Origin of the sequence: Glaesserella sp., assembly GCF_041814905.1 — a bacterium.
Taxonomy (GTDB): domain Bacteria; phylum Pseudomonadota; class Gammaproteobacteria; order Enterobacterales; family Pasteurellaceae; genus Glaesserella.
Map to the genome: position 1 here is coordinate 13,534 of NZ_JBGXYA010000033.1, position 17,466 is coordinate 30,999.

The 17,466-nt window shown below is 45.6% G+C and carries 13 protein-coding genes; 10 read left to right on the plus strand and 3 right to left on the minus strand.

Features of this window, described 5'->3' with window-relative positions:
• Positions 1–167: 167 nt before the first annotated feature.
• The 8 genes from ACEYJ7_RS04920 (at position 168) to ACEYJ7_RS04955 (ending at position 8,820) form a co-directional block, all read left to right on the plus strand.
• Positions 168–1,139: a sulfate ABC transporter substrate-binding protein gene (locus ACEYJ7_RS04920; RefSeq protein WP_373777975.1), complete on the plus strand. Its 972-nt coding sequence runs from the start codon at positions 168–170 to the stop codon at positions 1,137–1,139.
• A gap of 54 nt (positions 1,140–1,193) precedes the next feature.
• Positions 1,194–2,003: a sulfate ABC transporter permease subunit CysT gene (cysT, locus tag ACEYJ7_RS04925; protein ID WP_373766955.1), complete on the plus strand. Its 810-nt coding sequence runs from the start codon at positions 1,194–1,196 to the stop codon at positions 2,001–2,003.
• A 9-nt stretch (positions 2,004–2,012) separates the two neighbouring features.
• Positions 2,013–2,837, plus strand: a complete 825-nt coding sequence (cysW, locus tag ACEYJ7_RS04930; RefSeq protein ID WP_373766776.1) for a sulfate ABC transporter permease subunit CysW — start codon at positions 2,013–2,015, stop codon at positions 2,835–2,837.
• Between the two features lie 8 nt (positions 2,838–2,845).
• On the plus strand, positions 2,846–3,919 hold the full coding sequence (locus ACEYJ7_RS04935) for a sulfate/molybdate ABC transporter ATP-binding protein (RefSeq protein ID WP_373777961.1): 1,074 nt from the start codon (positions 2,846–2,848) through the stop codon (positions 3,917–3,919).
• Between the two features lie 175 nt (positions 3,920–4,094).
• Positions 4,095–5,558: a siroheme synthase CysG gene (gene cysG / locus ACEYJ7_RS04940; RefSeq protein ID WP_373777962.1), complete on the plus strand. Its 1,464-nt coding sequence runs from the start codon at positions 4,095–4,097 to the stop codon at positions 5,556–5,558.
• A gap of 280 nt (positions 5,559–5,838) precedes the next feature.
• A complete protein-coding gene (locus ACEYJ7_RS04945) occupies positions 5,839–6,573 on the plus strand; it encodes a phosphoadenylyl-sulfate reductase (protein ID WP_373777963.1) in 735 nt (244 codons plus the stop codon).
• Positions 6,574–6,582: 9 nt separating this feature from the next.
• Positions 6,583–7,509 carry a sulfate adenylyltransferase subunit CysD gene (gene cysD / locus ACEYJ7_RS04950; protein ID WP_373777964.1) on the plus strand — a complete coding sequence of 309 codons (927 nt, stop codon included), beginning with the start codon at positions 6,583–6,585 and terminating at the stop codon, positions 7,507–7,509.
• A gap of 18 nt (positions 7,510–7,527) precedes the next feature.
• On the plus strand, positions 7,528–8,820 hold the full coding sequence (locus tag ACEYJ7_RS04955; RefSeq protein WP_373777966.1) for a sulfate adenylyltransferase subunit 1: 1,293 nt from the start codon (positions 7,528–7,530) through the stop codon (positions 8,818–8,820).
• A 73-nt stretch (positions 8,821–8,893) separates the two neighbouring features.
• On the opposite strand, the gene ACEYJ7_RS04960 is transcribed toward ACEYJ7_RS04955, so the two are convergent.
• Positions 8,894–9,544, minus strand: coding sequence for a hypothetical protein (locus ACEYJ7_RS04960; RefSeq protein WP_373777967.1), 651 nt, complete (start codon positions 9,542–9,544; stop codon positions 8,894–8,896).
• Between the two features lie 351 nt (positions 9,545–9,895).
• Between ACEYJ7_RS04960 and ACEYJ7_RS04965 the strand changes: the two genes are divergently transcribed.
• Positions 9,896–11,695, plus strand: coding sequence for an assimilatory sulfite reductase (NADPH) flavoprotein subunit (locus ACEYJ7_RS04965; protein ID WP_373777968.1), 1,800 nt, complete (start codon positions 9,896–9,898; stop codon positions 11,693–11,695).
• Positions 11,696–11,770: 75 nt separating this feature from the next.
• Positions 11,771–13,549 (plus strand): assimilatory sulfite reductase (NADPH) hemoprotein subunit, encoded by a 1,779-nt coding sequence (cysI, locus tag ACEYJ7_RS04970; protein WP_373777970.1) that lies wholly within the window; start codon positions 11,771–11,773, stop codon positions 13,547–13,549.
• Between the two features lie 133 nt (positions 13,550–13,682).
• Here cysI and ACEYJ7_RS04975 read toward each other — a convergent pair whose 3' ends face one another.
• Positions 13,683–15,560: a beta-glucoside-specific PTS transporter subunit IIABC gene (locus tag ACEYJ7_RS04975; protein WP_373777972.1), complete on the minus strand. Its 1,878-nt coding sequence runs from the start codon at positions 15,558–15,560 to the stop codon at positions 13,683–13,685.
• A gap of 308 nt (positions 15,561–15,868) precedes the next feature.
• The gene (locus ACEYJ7_RS04980; protein WP_373777973.1) at positions 15,869–17,200 is read right to left on the minus strand and encodes a rhodanese-like domain-containing protein; all 1,332 of its coding nucleotides are present in this window, start codon (positions 17,198–17,200) and stop codon (positions 15,869–15,871) included.
• Positions 17,201–17,466: the final 266 nt, after the last annotated feature.

A 17,466-nucleotide genomic window follows, 5' to 3' on the forward strand; every position in this document is an offset into this window, starting at 1 on the left:
AAATCGAGAATGTTTTAATGCAGCCGACTTGCAAAAAAACAGTGGCTGATCTTCCCTGCGGAGCGCCACGGATGACACTCAAGGAGATCCAGATGAAAAACAGTCTATCGAAAAACAACCTTCGCCATACCCTGAATGCCATTAAACACATTCCTCTATTTGCCGGCATGTTAACCGTGATGATGACATCGCTCTCCCATGCCAATGAATTATTAAACGTCTCTTACGATCCGACCAGAGAATTATATAAAAGCTATAACCAAGCGTTTGCCGAGCATTGGAAAGCCACACAAGGTGAAACCATTCGAATTAAAACGTCCCACGGCGGTTCCGGCAAGCAAGCGCGTTCCGTTATTGACGGCTTGCAAGCCGATGTCGTGACATTGGCTTTAGCGGGCGATATTGATGCGATAAATCGCAACCAAACGCTTATTGAACCGGGTTGGCAAAAAGAGTTTGCCAACAACAGTACGCCTTACACTTCCACGATTGTTTTTTTAGTAAGGAAAGGAAATCCGAAAAATATCCGCGATTGGGACGATTTAACCCGTGAGGGCGTAGAAGTCATTACACCGAATCCGAAAACCTCGGGCGGTGCACGTTGGAACTTTTTAGCGGCATGGGCGTTTGCTAAAGAAAAATTCGGTTCGGACGATAAAGCCTTGGAATTCGTCACGACCATTTACAAACATGCTCCCGTACTGGATACCGGTGCGCGAGGGGCGACCACCAGCTTTGTCCAACGAGGATTGGGGGATGTATTGATTGCTTGGGAAAACGAAGCGCATTTAGCATTAAACGAACAAGGCGGTAGTGAGTTTGAAATTGTGACGCCCTCTCTCTCCATACTTGCCGAACCACCCGTAGCGATCGTTGATAAAGTCGTGGATAAGAAAGGAACCCGCCGACAAGCAACAGCATATTTGGAATATCTCTATAGTGACGAAGCGCAGCATATTATTGCCAAAAGTTTTTATCGTCCGAGCAATCCGACCATTCTTGAACAATATCGTCAACAATTTCCGACATTAAAACTGGTGACCGTCGATCACTATTTTAACGGCTGGGAAAACGCACAAAACACCTATTTTGCCGACGGTGGTATTTTCGACAAAATTTTTGCCGAACTGAATAAATAATCGGCGGGCGTTCGAATCGGATTCGAACGCCAAAATAAGGAGTGATTTATGGCTATCGTTTCCTCCCGCATTATCCCGGGGTTCGGATTGACGCTGGGTTATACCGTGAGTTTTTTAAGCATTATTGTGTTGATTCCGTTATTCGGATTGTTTTTATTTTCCACTCAAATTACTTGGGCGGAATTAGTCGAATTACTGACCGGTAAGCAACTGCTACTGTCGTTATGGCTCTCTTTACGGACAGCCTTTACCGCCGCACTATTAAATGCCCTGTTGGGCGGTATTTTAGCGTGGACATTGGTGCGTTACCGTTTTGTCGGACGTAAATTTATCGATACTTTTATCGATATGCCGTTTGCCTTACCGACTGCCGTCGCCGGGATCGCTTTAACGGCAATTTACGCGCAAAACGGTGTTATCGGGCAGTGGTTTTCGATAAAAATCGCCTATACCCCAATCGGCATTACGTTGGCATTACTGTTTGTCACCTTGCCGTTTGTCGTCAGAACACTGCAACCGGTATTACAAGATTTACCGAAAGACGTGGAAGAAGCCGCCGGCATTTTGGGGGCAAACCGACTACAGATTTTCTTTCACGTGATTTTACCCGCCATTTTGCCCGCTTGGATTACCGGTTTTACGCTGGCATTTGCCCGCGCCATCGGCGAATACGGTTCCGTCGTATTTATTGCCGGTAACATTCCGTTTAAAACCGAGATCTTACCGTTACTGATTGTGTCAAAACTGGATCAATATAATTATGTCGGTGCCGCCGCCTTGGGAATTTTAATGTTACTTATCTCGTTCACGTTGTTATTCGCAATTAACCTGATTCAACGTCGATTAGCCGATTTTGCGTCTTAAGGAGCAAAGATGTCAGTAACTACATCTAAATACACTGTGACGGATTATGCTTTAATTATCCTCTCTTTCATTATTTTTGCCGTCTTATTGGTACTTCCGTTGTATGTGGTTGTTTCACAAGGATTGAGTGAAGGCTTTCCCGTTTTTTGGGAAAATATTCTTGAACCGGATACCATTTCTGCGTTAAAGCTGACCTTGCTTGCCGCCGCTATTGCGGTGCCGTTAAACATCATATTCGGTATCTCTGCGGCGTGGTTAGTCACTAAATATCAGTTCAAAGGACGGCAATTTCTGATTACCTTAATTGATTTGCCTTTCTCCGTCTCACCGATTGTCGCCGGTTTGATTTATGTCTTGCTGTTCGGTGCACAAAGCTGGTTATATCCGTATTTGACCGAATGGGATATCCAGATCGTTTACGCCGTTCCCGGCATCATACTTGCCACGATATTTGTTTCCGTACCGTTTGTCGCACGCGAGCTTATTCCGATTATGGAGGCACAGGGAACCGGTGAAGAAGAAGCGGCAACGGTACTCGGCGCAAACGGCTGGCAAATCTTTTGGCATGTCACTTTACCGAATATCAAATGGGCATTATTACACGGTGTCGTATTATGTACCGCCCGCGCGTTAGGGGAATTCGGCGCCGTTTCGGTTATTTCGGGGCACATCCGCGGTTACACCAACACGTTACCGTTACATATCGAAATTTTGTACAACGAATACAACATTGTCGCGGCATTCAGCGTGGCGATTTTATTATTACTTCTTTCACTCGTTTTATTATTAGCCCGTCAATGGACGGAAAGTAAATTGAGCCGCGAATTGGCCTAGGGGGATTCATGAGCATTACCATTGAACATATTCAAAAAACCTTTGATCACTTCACCGCCTTAAAAGACATCAACTTTACCGTAAACAAAGGTGAACTGGCGGCATTACTCGGACCGTCCGGTTGCGGTAAAACGACGCTTTTGCGTATTATTGCCGGATTGGAACAGCCTACAAGCGGTCAGATCTTCTTTGAAAATTGCAATGTCAGCGCACTCAGCGCCAAAGATCGCGATATCGGCTTTGTTTTTCAAAGTTACGCATTGTTTCGACATATGACCGTCGCACAAAATGTAGCATTCGGCTTAAAAGTTAAACCGAGAGCTCAGCGTTTAAGTGATGCGGAAATTGATCGTAAAGTACGCGAATTATTGGATTTAGTTCAGCTTAACCGTTTTTCAAGCTATTACCCCGATCAGCTTTCCGGCGGACAGCGTCAACGTGTCGCCTTGGCTCGGGCATTGGCCATTCAACCGAAAGTACTGCTACTTGATGAACCGTTCAGCGCATTGGATGCAACGGTACGGAAAGAACTTCGTCGCTGGTTGCGGGATTTTCATCATGAAATCAATGTCACCAGCCTGTTTGTAACGCATGATCAAGATGAAGCATTGGAAGTTGCCGATAAAATCATCGTGATGAATAAAGGACAAATAGAGCAAATCGGCACGCCCGATCAAGTCTATAAACAACCGAAAACCGCGTTTGTGGCACATTTTTTAGGCGAAGTAAATGCACTGCACGGCTTTGTAGAACGAAATATTTTAAAAATCGGTCAATTCTCGCAAACATTAAATCAACATTATATTTCGCAATCCGCCATCGCCTATGTACGCCCGCATGAAATTACCTTGACGAAAAAAGCGATTGATAACTCCATTCGCGGAGAAATTATTCGGATCCATACGGCAGGTCCGACAATTTTTGTTGAAGTTGCGGTGAAACATAATGAAAAACCGATTGAAGTCTCCGTTAACCACACACAATTCGAACAAGAAGATTTTAAGCTCGGCGAACCCGTTTCATTGATTCCCGCTTTAGTGAATGTCTTTTTACGTGACGAATTAATCGAATTTATGATTTAAACGACACTCACCGAGCGCGTTTATTATTCCTAAATTCTCTACATTATATTTTCTTATTCTTTTTAAGAATAAACGTTTTGCCGTATAACACCGGCAACAGTGAGATTACCGCAATACTGTTTTACACGACGGCGATTTCAATATTATCGGCCAGTCCGTTATTTGGGAGTATGGAATGAATTATTTACCTATTTTTGTGGATTTAAAACAGCGACCGGTGTTGGTCGTCGGGGGCGGACACGTTGCCGCACGTAAAATTGATGCGTTATTGAAAGCCCAAGCCATCGTCAAAGTCGTCGCGGAAAAGCTCCACCGCTCACTCCAAAAATTAGCGGATCAAGGAAAAATCGAATGGTATGCCACAACGTTTCAGGATGAACAAGTCAACCAAGCGTATTTAATTATTGCCGCTACCGACGACAATGTCCTGAATCAGCGGGTTTTCCATGTCGCAGAATCACAACAACGTTTGGTCAATGTGGTAGATGAACAGCCTTTATGCAGTTATATCTTTCCGTCGATAGTGGATCGCTCGCCGGTTCAAATTGCGATTTCAAGCGGCGGCGCTTCACCGGTATTAATCCGACTATTACGGGAAAAATTGGAAACCCTGATTCCGCAAAATGTCGGGGTGATGTCTGAAATTTCAGCCCGTTGGCGGAATGCGGTAAAAAATCAATTTGCTCATCTGACCCAACGTCGCCGTTTTTGGGAAAAGCTGTTTACCAACCAAGCATTTCAGCGTCTCACCGAAAACCATCAAATCGAACAGGCGGAAGCCTTGCTCCAACGTGAATTAGAAGCAGAAAACCCGCTCATCGGCGAGGTGTCGTTAGTCGGTGCAGGTCCCGGTGATGCCGGTTTATTAACCTTGAAAGGATTGCAAACGATCCAACAAGCGGATGTCGTGTTATACGATGCGTTGGTCTCCGAAGCTGTATTGGAACTGGTACGACGCGATGCAGATAAAGTATTCGTCGGCAAACGGGCGGGTAAACACAGTGTGGCACAGGAAGAGACCAACCAACTGTTAGTCAAATACGCCAAACAGGGGAAACGGGTAGTACGCTTAAAAGGCGGTGATCCCTTTGTTTTCGGACGTGGCGGCGAAGAACTGGAAACCCTGAAATCCGCCGGCATTCCGTTTACCGTTGTACCGGGTATTACCGCGGCACTCGGCGCCACCGCCTATGCCGGTATTCCGCTGACCCATCGAGATCATGCTCAAACCGCCATGTTTATTACGGGGCATCTTAAACCGAACGGTACCGCTTTAAAATGGGAAACCCTTGCGCAGGGTAATCAAACCTTAGTGGTGTATATGGGGACGATTAACGCGAAAGAATTAAGCGAACGGCTTCAACAACACGGGAGAGCTGCGGACACCCCGGTGGCCATCATCAGCCACGGTACACTGGCGAATCAGCAGGTGCAAACGGGAGAACTATGGGAATTAGCCCGATTAGCCGAACAAGCCGAGACACCGGCGTTAATCGTTATTGGTGAAGTCGTTAAATTGCAATCCGAATTGGCTTGGTTCGGCCAACAGGCCGGGCAATTTATCTCAACCCAAGAAACCCTTTGGACACCGCCGCAACCCTACCTTGCGCCGATCGAAAAATTACCCTTAGCGTCTTAAAAAAACGTTATACAAGCGGTGGCTTTTGCAAATTATTTTGCAAAAGCCTTTTTTATCGGGTTTTCGCAAAAGAATTAAAAAGTTCATGATATACCGGAAAGGTATAAAAAAATGCAGCCAAATAAAAGCCGTTCTTATTTGGAACAGCATAATGTTGATTTCACTTATTCTTTTGCTATTTATATTCTAAAAAACTCTAAACCATATTCTCTTATTATTTTTAAGAATAAAAATTACGATTTATAACTAGCATTACGAATCACCATGCAGGACAAACACAATGAGTTTTTTACGACCGCAATTATGGACGATTCCGCAACCGGATCAGCGCGTTGCGGCAAACCTTGCCGATAAACAACGTACATTGATTTCACGGATTCGACAGATTGCCGACCAACACCATAATGCAAAATTTGCCAGCAGTTTAGCCGTAGAAGATTTGGTCATCACCGACGCTATCGTCAAAAGCGGGGCGAACATAACGGTTTTTACCCTTGAAACCGGCAAATTAAACCCGGAAACGCTGGCATTAATCGAAACGATTCAGCGTACCTATCCGACACTGCAACTGCAACTGTTTTATCCCAATGCCGCTGCCGCTAAAAAATATGAAACCGAGCACGGTAAATTTGCCTTTTACGACAGCGTCGAATTGCGTCGGGAATGCTGCTTTATCCGTAAAATCGAACCGCTCAACCGTGCGCTCGCCGATGCCGACGCATGGTTAACCGGGCAGCGCCGCGAACAATCCGTTACCCGCACCGAGCTGGCGTTTCACGAACAAGACAATGCACGCCACATCGATAAATACAACCCGATTTTCGATTGGTCGGAGCAAGACGTGTGGGCTTATATCTTGCATCATCACATTCCGTATAACGATTTATATCACCAAGGTTTCCCGAGTATCGGTTGCGAGCCATGTACCAAGCCGGTCCGTGCCGGCGAAGATATTCGTGCCGGGCGTTGGTGGTGGGAAAATAAAGACAGCAAAGAGTGCGGATTACATAAATAGGAAGAACATATGACAACACAACATCACATTCAAGACGGTCATTTAGACTGGTTAGAAGCCGAATCCATTCATATTATTCGCGAAGTCGTTGCCGAATGCAGCAACCCGGCGTTACTGTTTTCCGGCGGGAAAGATTCCGTCGTATTACTCGCCTTGGCACGCAAAGCGTTCCAATTGGAAGGACGTGATTTCGTGCTGCCGTTTCCGCTCGTCCATATCGACACCGGCCATAACTACCCGGAAGTCATCACCTTTCGTGACGAACAGGTTAAAAAATTAAACGCTAAATTGGTTGTCGGGCATGTGGAAGATTCCATTGCGAAAGGCACAGTCGTATTACGCAAAGAGACCGATTCCCGTAATGCCGCACAAGCGGTCACTTTGCTCGAAACCATTGCAGAAAACGGGTTTAACGCACTGATGGGCGGTGCCCGTCGCGATGAAGAAAAAGCCCGCGCCAAAGAGCGGATTTTTTCATTCCGTGACGAATTCGGGCAATGGGATCCGAAAGCGCAACGCCCTGAATTATGGTCGCTTTACAACGCCAAATTACATAAAGGCGAAAACATGCGGGTATTCCCGATTTCCAACTGGACCGAACTGGATATTTGGCAATATATCGCCCGTGAAAAACTTGAACTTCCGCCGATTTATTACGCCCATGAACGCGAAGTTGTCCGCCGCAACGGTTTGTTGGTGCCGGTCACACCGATCACACCGAAAACACCGAACGAACAAAGTGAAATCCTCTCGGTTCGCTTCCGCACCGTCGGTGACATCAGCTGCACTTGCCCTGTCGCCAGTCGGGCGAAAGATCCGTTCGATATCATCAAAGAAACCGCTGTGACCGAAATTTCCGAACGCAGTGCGACGCGAATGGACGATCAAGTCAGTGAAGCCGCCATGGAGCAACGTAAAAAACAGGGCTATTTTTAATTTTGACAGGACAACATCATGAGTAAGTTAAATCAATATGCACCGCTGCGTTTTATCACCGCCGGGAGTGTAGACGACGGTAAAAGCACGCTTATCGGACGTTTGCTGTACGACAGCAAAGCTCTACTAAGCGATCAACTGTTAAGCCTCAACAAATCCAAAAACCAAGGGGAAGTGATCGATTTTTCCATTTTAACCGACGGCTTGGAAGCTGAGCGGGAGCAAGGCATTACCATCGACGTCGCTTACCGTTATTTTTCCACGGCAAAACGTAAATTTATCATCGCCGACACCCCGGGACACGAGCAATATACCCGCAACATGGTAACGGGCGCGTCCACCGCCCACGCCGCCGTGGTGTTAATTGATGCCTCCCAGCTGGATTTCGACCAAGCGTCGTTGGAATTGTTACCGCAAACCAAACGCCATTCGGCGATTTTAAAGCACCTAAATTGCCCGCATGTGTTGGTTGCCGTCAATAAAATGGATTTACTCGATTTTGATCAAAGTAAATTCGATCGCATTACGCAGGCTTACCGCCGATTAGCGGAACAACTCGGTTTGAAAGACGTGCATTTCATCCCGGTTTCCGCACTGCAAGGCGACAACATCGTGCATCACAGCGAACGCACGCCGTGGTATCAAGGCGAACCGCTGTTAACCGTATTGGAAAATCTGCCGAGTAACGAATATGTTTCGGAGCGTGCAGAAGATTTCCACTTCCCGGTACAACTGGTTATCCGTTTAGACAGCGATAAACAAGACGATTTTCGCGGCTATCAAGGACGCATTGAGGCCGGCAGCATCTCTGTCGGAGACAAAATTCGGATTGAACCTGCGGGACTGATTTCTCACATTCGTGAAATCATTACGCCGAAAGGTATCGTGTCGCAAGCCGCTGCCGGCGAACAAGTAACCCTCCGTTTGACGGATGATATCGATGTCTCGCGCGGTGATACCTTTGTCGCCGCCGACGCTGCCGTTTCGCCGACCAAACGACTTCGCGCCACCGTCTGTTGGTTTGATCAGCGCCCGCTCAACCCGGCGCGTAAATACTTACTCAAACAGACCACGCAAACGGTGTTCGCCAAAGTCAGCCGTATCGATCATCTGCTGGACGTACAAACATTAACGAAATTCACCGAAGCGGATACGTTGAAACTCAATGATATCGGAGAAGTAGAACTCAGCTTACAGAAACCGATTACCGCCACGACGTATCAACACAATATCGCCACGGGATCGTTTATTTTGATTGATGAAGCGACGTATCACACCGTTGCGGCGGGAATGATTTTATCCGCCGAATAAGGGTGAGATACAAACAAGCGGTCTGTTTGAGCGAGAAATTTGCAAAATTTTGGCTAAAACAGACCGCTTGTCATTAATCCGAAAAGTGATTTTCCAGTGATTTTAACGCATTGGTATCGACTAATACCCGTACCGTATCCATTTTAGGTTCGGTACGACGAATAAACACCGAAGCATAATGAGCTACACCGGTTATACGAAAGGTATTTTTATATTCCACGCAGCTGCCCCAGCAGCGGTTGAAATCAAACCACGGCTTTCTCTCTTTTTCGTCTCGGCTCTCTTCAAATAAAAACGCCCCTCCGCTTTCCAAATCAGTATTACCGTAGGCTGCCATTAACGGACGATAATAGGCGGCAACCGCTTTCAATATTTCATCATCGCTGTTACCTTGCGGCAAACGAATATGCTGACCGGCAGTCACCCGCAGCACGGAATTATTGAAGAGGAATACATTCAGGCGCGTATCGTCCCGTAGATAACAGCTTAGGGTATTGATTGTCAGTGACGGATAGTTTTCCGTTTTTTCGGCAAACAGCAATTTTTCCCCTTTTTTATCACCATCAATTGTCGGTTTCGGCGCACACACTTTCTTCAACTCGGTGACGACCTGTGATTTATCCATATTTAATCGGATTCCGTAAACATCAACATGATGAATATCGTTTGCCAACAATGATGCGCTGATAAACGAGAAAAGTAAGCCAATATATTTTTTTTTCATTAAATTTCCTTATTGTACTGCGTTAAACAGAGTACTTAATGGCAATTTAGAGGCAATTATTGCCCGGCGGTTCCCGTAAATTTTTATTTTAATTGGGAAATCCGATGAGAAAGCGTATTACACAAGTGGCGGCTCATATAATCAATTTTTCGGTGATATAACCCAACCACATAAAAAACCGTATTAGATAAGAACCCTTATCAACAAAATAGCAAAAAGGTTGATCTGCTTCTATTTTTGGTTTTTCATATTCCAAAAGGCTCTAAACTATATTTCCTTATTATTTTTAAGAATAACTCTTCCGCTTTATAACTACGCCGTCTGAGTTCTTATTTGATGTGGGGATATTTGATGAGTAGTGAAAAGGCAAGGGATTTTCCCTTTTCGGTCGAAACGGCGCAATGGCTGGAAAATTTAGATAACCTTCAGCTGGCGTGGCTTTCCGGTTATTGTTGGGCAAAAGCAAAAGGGGAGAACGGTTTTGCAAAAAATCCGTTAGAAACGACCGCTTGTAACAGTGAGGTTAAACCGCTTTCGGTAACCGTGCTTTCAATCTCACAAACGGGGAATGCCAAGGGTGTTGCGGCTCGTTTGGCGGAACGTTTAAACGCCGAAGGCATTCAAACCAAATTGGTTTCCGCAAAAGATTACAAAGCCAAAAACATTAGTGATGAACAAACCTTAATTTTAGTGACCTCAACGCAAGGTGAGGGCGAGCCACCGGAAGAAGGCGTTGTGCTGTTTAAACTGTTACACGGCAAAAAAGCCCCGAAGCTGGACAACCTTGAATTTGCGGTATTCGGTTTGGGCGATACTTCTTATCCGAATTTTTGCCAAGCGGGGAAAGATTTCGATAAACGTTTGGGCGAATTGGGTGCCAAGCGTCTGCTTGAACGCGGTGACGCGGATCTAGATTTTGAGAGTACAGCCGAACAATGGAGTACACAAATTGTTGAGCGCTTGAAAGCCAAAGCAGCAACGGCGGTGGGTGTGACGGCGACACAAAAGCGCAGTACGGAAACGGCTTCAGCCGTTTCCTCATACAATAAACAAAATCCTTTCTCCGCAACGCTTCTGACCAATCAGAAAATTACCGCCCGCCAAGCGGAAAAAGATGTCCGCCATATCGAATTGGATTTAAGCGGCTCCGGTTTGCAATATCAAGTCGGTGACGCTTTAGGCGTGTGGTTTGAAAATGATCCGGCTTTGGTTGAAGAAATTTTGCAAGCGGTTGGTTTAAGCGGTGACGAAAACATCGAGCTAAACGGTCAAACCTTAACGCTTAAACAGGCGTTAGTTTCCCATTTCGAATTGACCCAAAACACCCCGGTTTTTGTGAAAGGTTATGCTCAAGCCACCCATCATGAAGCGTTAAATACATTGGTGCAGGATACGCAGAATTTGCAAAATTTTGTACAAAACACACCGCTTGTTGATGTGCTGAACGCTTATCCGAGTCAACTGGATGCCAAAACCTTCGCTGGATTATTACGCCCGCTAACACCACGGCTTTATTCGATTTCCTCCGCGGCGGATGAAGTCGGTGAAGAGGTGCATTTAAGTGTGGGTGTCGTGCGTTTTGAACATAACGGCAAAGCCCGGACCGGTGCGGCGTCCGGTTTTTTGGCTGATCGCGTGGAAGAAGACGGCACGGTGCGGGTGTTTGTTGAACGTAACGATAGCTTCCGCTTGCCGTCGGATAACGGCAAGCCGATTGTGATGATCGGTTCCGGTACCGGGATTGCCCCGTTCCGTGCTTTTGTTCAACAAAGAGCAGCGGAAGATGCGCCGGGTAAAAACTGGCTGATTTTCGGCAATCAACGCTTTACTCAGGATTTTCTGTATCAAACGGAGTGGCAGCAATTTGCCAAGGATGGTTTTTTGCATAAGTACGACTTCGCTTGGTCACGTGATCAGGAAGAAAAAGTGTATGTTCAGCATAAAATTCGCCAACAGGCGGAAACATTATGGCAATGGCTTCAGGACGGCGCATACCTTTATGTGTGCGGTGATGCGGGGCGGATGGCAAAAGACGTTGAGAACGCATTGCTGGATGTGATTGAGCAACAAGGAAAGTTAACCCGTGATGAAGCGGAAGAGTATCTTGATGAGTTGAGAGAAAATCGTCGTTATCAGCGGGATGTGTATTAATTATTGTCACTTTCTTTGCGGATGCAAAGAAAATAGAGAGCGACTGATGTCAGTTGTTGGTGGTAGGAGTGAAATATGAGTAATGACAAAAAAGATGAAAAAAAATTGGAGTGGCAGAGTAAACCGCTTTCCGATAATGAACGGTTGAAGAGCGAAAGTAATTTCCTGCGCGGAACGATTTTGGATGATTTACAGGATCCGTTAACCGGCGGTTTTAAAGGGGATAATTTTCAGTTGATCCGCTTCCACGGAATGTATGAACAAGATGACCGCGATATTCGTGCCGAGCGTTTGGAAGAGAAGCTCGAACCGTTGAAATTTATGCTGTTACGTTGCCGTCTGCCGGGCGGAATTATCCAGCCGTATCAATGGATTGAGATTGATAAATTTGCTCGTGAACATACCTATTATCAATCGATTCGCTTGACTAATCGCCAAACTTTCCAATACCACGGTGTGCCGAAAGGAAAATTACAGCCGATGCACCGCTTGTTACACAGCATCGGTTTGGATTCAATTGCGACCGCGGCGGACATGAACCGCAATGTGTTGTGTACGTCCAATCCGATTGAGTCGGAGTTGCACCAACAGGCGTACGAATTTGCCAAGAAAATCTCCGAACATCTTTTACCACGTTCGCGTGGCTATTTAGATGTATGGATCGACGGTAAAAAAGTAGAAAGTTCCGATGACCTGTTCAAACAGGAAGAGGAGCCGATTTTAGGAAAAACCTTCTTACCGCGGAAGTTTAAAACGGCTGTCGCGATTCCGCCGCTCAATGATGTGGATGTGTACGGTAATGACATGAATTTTATCGCAATTCAGGATGAAAACGGGCAATTATGCGGTTTTAACGTATTAGTCGGCGGCGGATTATCTTTTGAGCATGGTAATATAAAAACTTACCCGAATATTTCGCTCGAATTGGGATATGTTCCGCTGGATAAAACGCTGGCGGCGGCAGAAGCGGTTGTGACGACTCAACGCGATTTCGGTAATCGCAACGACCGAAAAAATGCGCGTACCCGTTATACTATTCAAAATATGACGCTAGACGGCTTCCGCGAAGAAGTGGAAAAACGCATGGGCGTAAAATTTGAACCAACCCGTCCGTTTAAATTCACCGAACGCGGCGATCGAATTGGTTGGGTGTTAGGCATTGATAATAAATGGCATTTAACTTGCTTTATCGAAAGCGGACGCATTACCGACCAACCGGGTAAACCGCTTATGACAGGAATGCTTGAATTGGCGAAGGTTCATAAAGGTGATTTCCGTATTACGGCTAACCAAAATATCATTATCGCGAATGTCGAGGAACAGGATAAAGCGCAGATTGAAGCTATCGCACGTAAATACGGATTAATTCGTGCGGATGTAACCAAACAGCGTGAATATTCAATGTCTTGTGTTTCCTTCCCGACGTGCCCGCTGGCGATGGCGGAAGCGGAGCGCGCATTGCCTGATTTTATTACCGAAGTCGATAAAGTGCTGGCAAAACATAATCTGTCCGATGATTATATTATCACCCGAATTACCGGTTGTCCGAACGGTTGCGGACGTGCGATGTTGGCGGAAGTCGGTTTGGTCGGAAAGGCGATCGGACGCTATAACTTACATATCGGCGGTGATCGTGAAGGGGTGAGAATTCCGCGTCTGTATCGTGAAAACATCACCTTACCGGAGATCATCAATGAGCTGGATTTGCTTGTTGGACGTTGGGCGAAAGAGCGCAATGAAAATGAACCGTTCGGTGACTATGTGCTTCGTGTCGGTATTATTGCGCCGGTCGTGAATGCACCGGTTGACTTCTGGGATGCGTCTAAAGCAATTTCGGTACAAACGGTGCTATAGCTCGGATTTCTTTAGTTGGCATTAAAGCGCCATTTGCAAAATAATCACTGAAACTGACCGCTTGTATCTCGCTCCCGACTTATCTGGAGGAGGATACAAGCGGTCTGTTTCGCATAAAAATTTGCAAAATTGATCAGGCTTTGTTGGCAACCACTTTTATTAACGGCTCACCGATATAAATGTGAACTTCGGACGTTGCAATCACATCAAGATAGTCATCAGTATTTGCGATAATCACGGGGGTCATCACCGAATAACCTGCTTGAGTGATTTTCTCAATATCAAATGTTGTTAAAAGTTGCCCGACTTCGATACGATCGCCATCTTTGATAAAAGATTCAAAATATTGACCGTTGAGCTGAACGGTATCCATTCCAACGTGAACCAACACTTCCAATCCATCGTCCGATACCATATTGACGGCGTGTTTTGTCGGGAAGATTGAGCTGACTGTGCCGCTAATCGGTGAACGCAATTCACCTTTGGTCGGTAAAATCGCAATACCTTTACCGAGAGCTTCCGACGAGAACATTGGGTCTGCAATCGTGCTTAATTTGTGGATTTCACCTTCTAACGGGCTGACTAAACCAAATTTGGCTAACGGAATAGTGGATACCGGAGAGGTTTGCGTTGTGGGTTGTTCTTGGGAGATATTATTCGGTTGAGGCAACATGTTGTCACTATAACCCCAGATAAAAGTAAGGAGTCCGGCAACAATAAAGGCAACAAGCATACCAAGGGTATACATTAAGATATTGCTTTCCGGACCGATAATCACAGGGTAGAGCAATAAGCCGCTAAAACCGAAGGCAAACATTTTCGTGCCTCCGAAACCGATAATTGCACCACCGACCGCACCGCCTAACACGCCGCAAACAAACGGTTTTTTAAAGCGTAGCGTAATACCGTAAATTAAAGGTTCGGTGATACCGAGAACACCACTGAAAGTGGTTGAACCCGCAAGAGATTTTATGTCTTTATTACGTGATTTTAAGAATACGGCAAATGTCGCGCCCGCCTGACCTAATACCGCAGCCGCAGTCAACGGACCGATTAGGTCAAAACCGACAACTGCCATATTGTTAATCATAATCGGCACGATGCTCCAGTGAATTCCGAAGATCACCAGCACCTGCCATAACGCTCCGACGACTACACCGGTCGCAATCGGGCTGGCTTCATATAACCACGCCAATACACTGGCAATACCATTACCGATAGCGGAACCGATAGGACCGATCACAGCCAGCGTTAAAGGAACAACAACGAATAAAGTACAAGCCGGCGCAAAGAAATTACGTACGGATTCATGCCAAATATGTTCAAAAAACCGTTGGATATAAGCTTGTGCGGAAACCGCTAACAGAATCGGAATAACGCTGTAGGTATAAGTCATCATCGCGATGTCAAACCCAAGGAAATTCAGCGTTCCTTTTGTACTGGCGTCAATAATACTCGGATACAACAATGCCGCCGCTGCCGCCACCGCAATATAAGGACTGGCTTTCACTTTATTGGCACACGTTATCGCAAGCAACACCGGTAAAAAATAGAAGGTGGAACTGGCGGTAGCATCCAGTACAGTGTAGGTACCCGATGTCGCATCCAACCAACCGGCAACCTGTAAGATGGCAATCAACCCTTTTAGAATACCGGCACCGGCCATCACTCCGATTAACGGCGTAAAGGATCCGGCAAGAAAATCAATGGCACGATTAATTAAGCTCGGCTTAGGCAGATTAGAAGGATCGCCGGCTTGAATATCGGCAATTTTCATGATTTCAGCATACACTTTCGGCACGTTGTTACCGATAACGACTTGAAACTGTCCGCCGCTTTCCACAATACTGATTACCCCTGCCGTTTGTTCCAAACGGCTTTTATCCGCTTTTGCCCTTTCCTTTAAAATAAAACGCAAACGAGTAGCGCAGTGAACTAACGAATGGATATTGCGTTCTCCACCGACAAGTTGCACGATGTCCGAGGCGAGTTTGCTGAAATCTTTTGCCATAATCGAATCCTCATGTTAATGAAAATAAAAAAGCCTAAACCAAACAATATGCGACATACTGTTTGGTTTAGGCTTGCCGAATGAACGTAACACCCTTGTGTGAAGCGGAATATAGAGCTTTCTTTCATCAAAAGCAAAATGCTTTTGTCTAAAATGTGAGCAAGATCACAAAAACAAGAGAATTTAAGTTTTATATAATGAATTAATTTGAGATGACAAAAATCCATACATGAAAAATAATCCGTATTTAAATAATTAATATGAAAAAGCCTTTTTGTTATCACAAAAAGGCTTTTTCCATTCTATTACTAGTTCTTACTATCCGGCTTCACCATATTATTCGGTGCGCCTTTCTGTACAGGGAACGTTGAATCCATCTGCCACGCATTCCAACCGCCGTCATAAACGTAGGTATCTTTCCAGCCTGCTAATTGAGTCATAAACCAGGATACTCCCGCTCGCCAGCCTGTGCCACAGTAGAACGCAAGCTGATCGCCTTGATTGATGTTTTGCCCTTTCCAGAGTGCGAAGATTTCATTCGGGTTACGCAGTGTGCCGTCAAGGTCGTAATAATCTGCCATATTGGACGAGTCTGTGCCTGCAAAGCCCCAAATTGCCCCTTGTGGCTCACCTTTACCCGGAATGTAGTCGTAACCGCTGATTTTACCTGTATATTCGTCCCACGCTCGGTTACTGATTAATTTCAAGCCTTGTTGCTGACGAGCCATCGCATCTGCCGGCATTGAGATGTTGATCTGTGGATTAACCGGAATAACTGCACCAAACTCGCTGACCGGAGTTGGGGTATTAACGGTCGTTTCTGCTGGGAAGCCTGCTTTTGTCCAAGTAGCAAAATTGCCGTTTAATACTCGCACATCTTCCACGCCAGCCCATTTTAACGCCCAGAAAATGCGGTAAGCGGCGAGTTGGTTATCGGAATAAAGAATAATGGTTTTGTCTTTGTTAATCCCTGCATTGAGTAAGTTTTGCTCAATCACTTTCGGATCAGATAAGTTCCATACGGGATCGTTCTCTACCCAGTCTGTGTTGAAGTGGAACGCCCCTGGTATATGCTGTTTGTAGCTTTCCGCTTTTTCAACAGGCCCCCAACCAACGTGGAATACCATAAAATCGTTGTTAGCGTAGGTTTCAGGTTTTTCACCTTTGATCACCGCATTGACCCATTCAGGCGATACGCTGTATTGGAAATTCGGGAAGGCTTCAAGTGGCTTATCGCTGTTGGCGTACTCTTTGAATGCTTTAAATTCACGCACTTTATAACCTTTGTCGGCAAATTTTTTGCTTAAACAGCTAAGTTGCTCCGCATTGGTATCGTAAAACACTACGGTTTTCTCTTTGCTGATCCCTTTGTTTTTAGCAAAGGTTTCAAATTTGTCATCAGCAATTTGTGGCAACCAGTCGCAACGGAATTGCACCGCACCTTTGATATGTCCGCCACGTTGAGCATCGCCGTCTTTAAAGCCGTTATAAAGGCTGTCTTGGCGACCATCAACCACCACAAATTCAGGGTTGTCTAGATTTTTTACCAGTTCATCAATGCCGATTTCTTTCACCGACTTGTCATTACAAGCGGTCAAAAAAGCCAAAGAAGTTGCAAGTAAAGTAAGTTTGAGTTTCATAGGGTTTCCTTTTGTTTTTTAATAAATCATTGCCACGAAACAAGCTCCCCTCTTTAGCAAAGAGGGGCTGGGGGAGATTTGATCAATGTGAATACTTAAAAATTAGTTGTTCAATAAAAAGATTACGACTATTCATTCTCTCACTTCGTGATTGTCTTCTGCCAAATCTCCCCTAACCCCTCTTTGCTAAAGACGGGAATATTTTTTTAACTCCGACACGAATTGCCTTTTTTCAACATTCTGCCGGCGTCATTTTTGGCATCGGG

What these genes read in the sequence shown, in the direction of transcription:
- ACEYJ7_RS04920 (WP_373777975.1), top strand. Translation starts at nt 168, where the DNA reads ATGTTAACCGTGATGATGACATCGCTCTCCCATGCCAATGAATTATTA.
- cysW (WP_373766776.1), top strand. Translation starts at nt 2,013, where the DNA reads ATGTCAGTAACTACATCTAAATACACTGTGACGGATTATGCTTTAATT.
- ACEYJ7_RS04935 (WP_373777961.1), top strand. Translation starts at nt 2,846, where the DNA reads ATGAGCATTACCATTGAACATATTCAAAAAACCTTTGATCACTTCACC.
- cysG (WP_373777962.1), top strand. Translation starts at nt 4,095, where the DNA reads ATGAATTATTTACCTATTTTTGTGGATTTAAAACAGCGACCGGTGTTG.
- ACEYJ7_RS04945 (WP_373777963.1), top strand. Translation starts at nt 5,839, where the DNA reads ATGAGTTTTTTACGACCGCAATTATGGACGATTCCGCAACCGGATCAG.
- cysD (WP_373777964.1), top strand. Translation starts at nt 6,583, where the DNA reads ATGACAACACAACATCACATTCAAGACGGTCATTTAGACTGGTTAGAA.
- ACEYJ7_RS04955 (WP_373777966.1), top strand. Translation starts at nt 7,528, where the DNA reads ATGAGTAAGTTAAATCAATATGCACCGCTGCGTTTTATCACCGCCGGG.
- ACEYJ7_RS04960 (WP_373777967.1), bottom strand. Translation starts at nt 9,544, where the DNA reads ATGAAAAAAAAATATATTGGCTTACTTTTCTCGTTTATCAGCGCATCA.
- ACEYJ7_RS04965 (WP_373777968.1), top strand. Translation starts at nt 9,896, where the DNA reads ATGAGTAGTGAAAAGGCAAGGGATTTTCCCTTTTCGGTCGAAACGGCG.
- cysI (WP_373777970.1), top strand. Translation starts at nt 11,771, where the DNA reads ATGAGTAATGACAAAAAAGATGAAAAAAAATTGGAGTGGCAGAGTAAA.
- ACEYJ7_RS04975 (WP_373777972.1), bottom strand. Translation starts at nt 15,560, where the DNA reads ATGGCAAAAGATTTCAGCAAACTCGCCTCGGACATCGTGCAACTTGTC.
- ACEYJ7_RS04980 (WP_373777973.1), bottom strand. Translation starts at nt 17,200, where the DNA reads ATGAAACTCAAACTTACTTTACTTGCAACTTCTTTGGCTTTTTTGACC.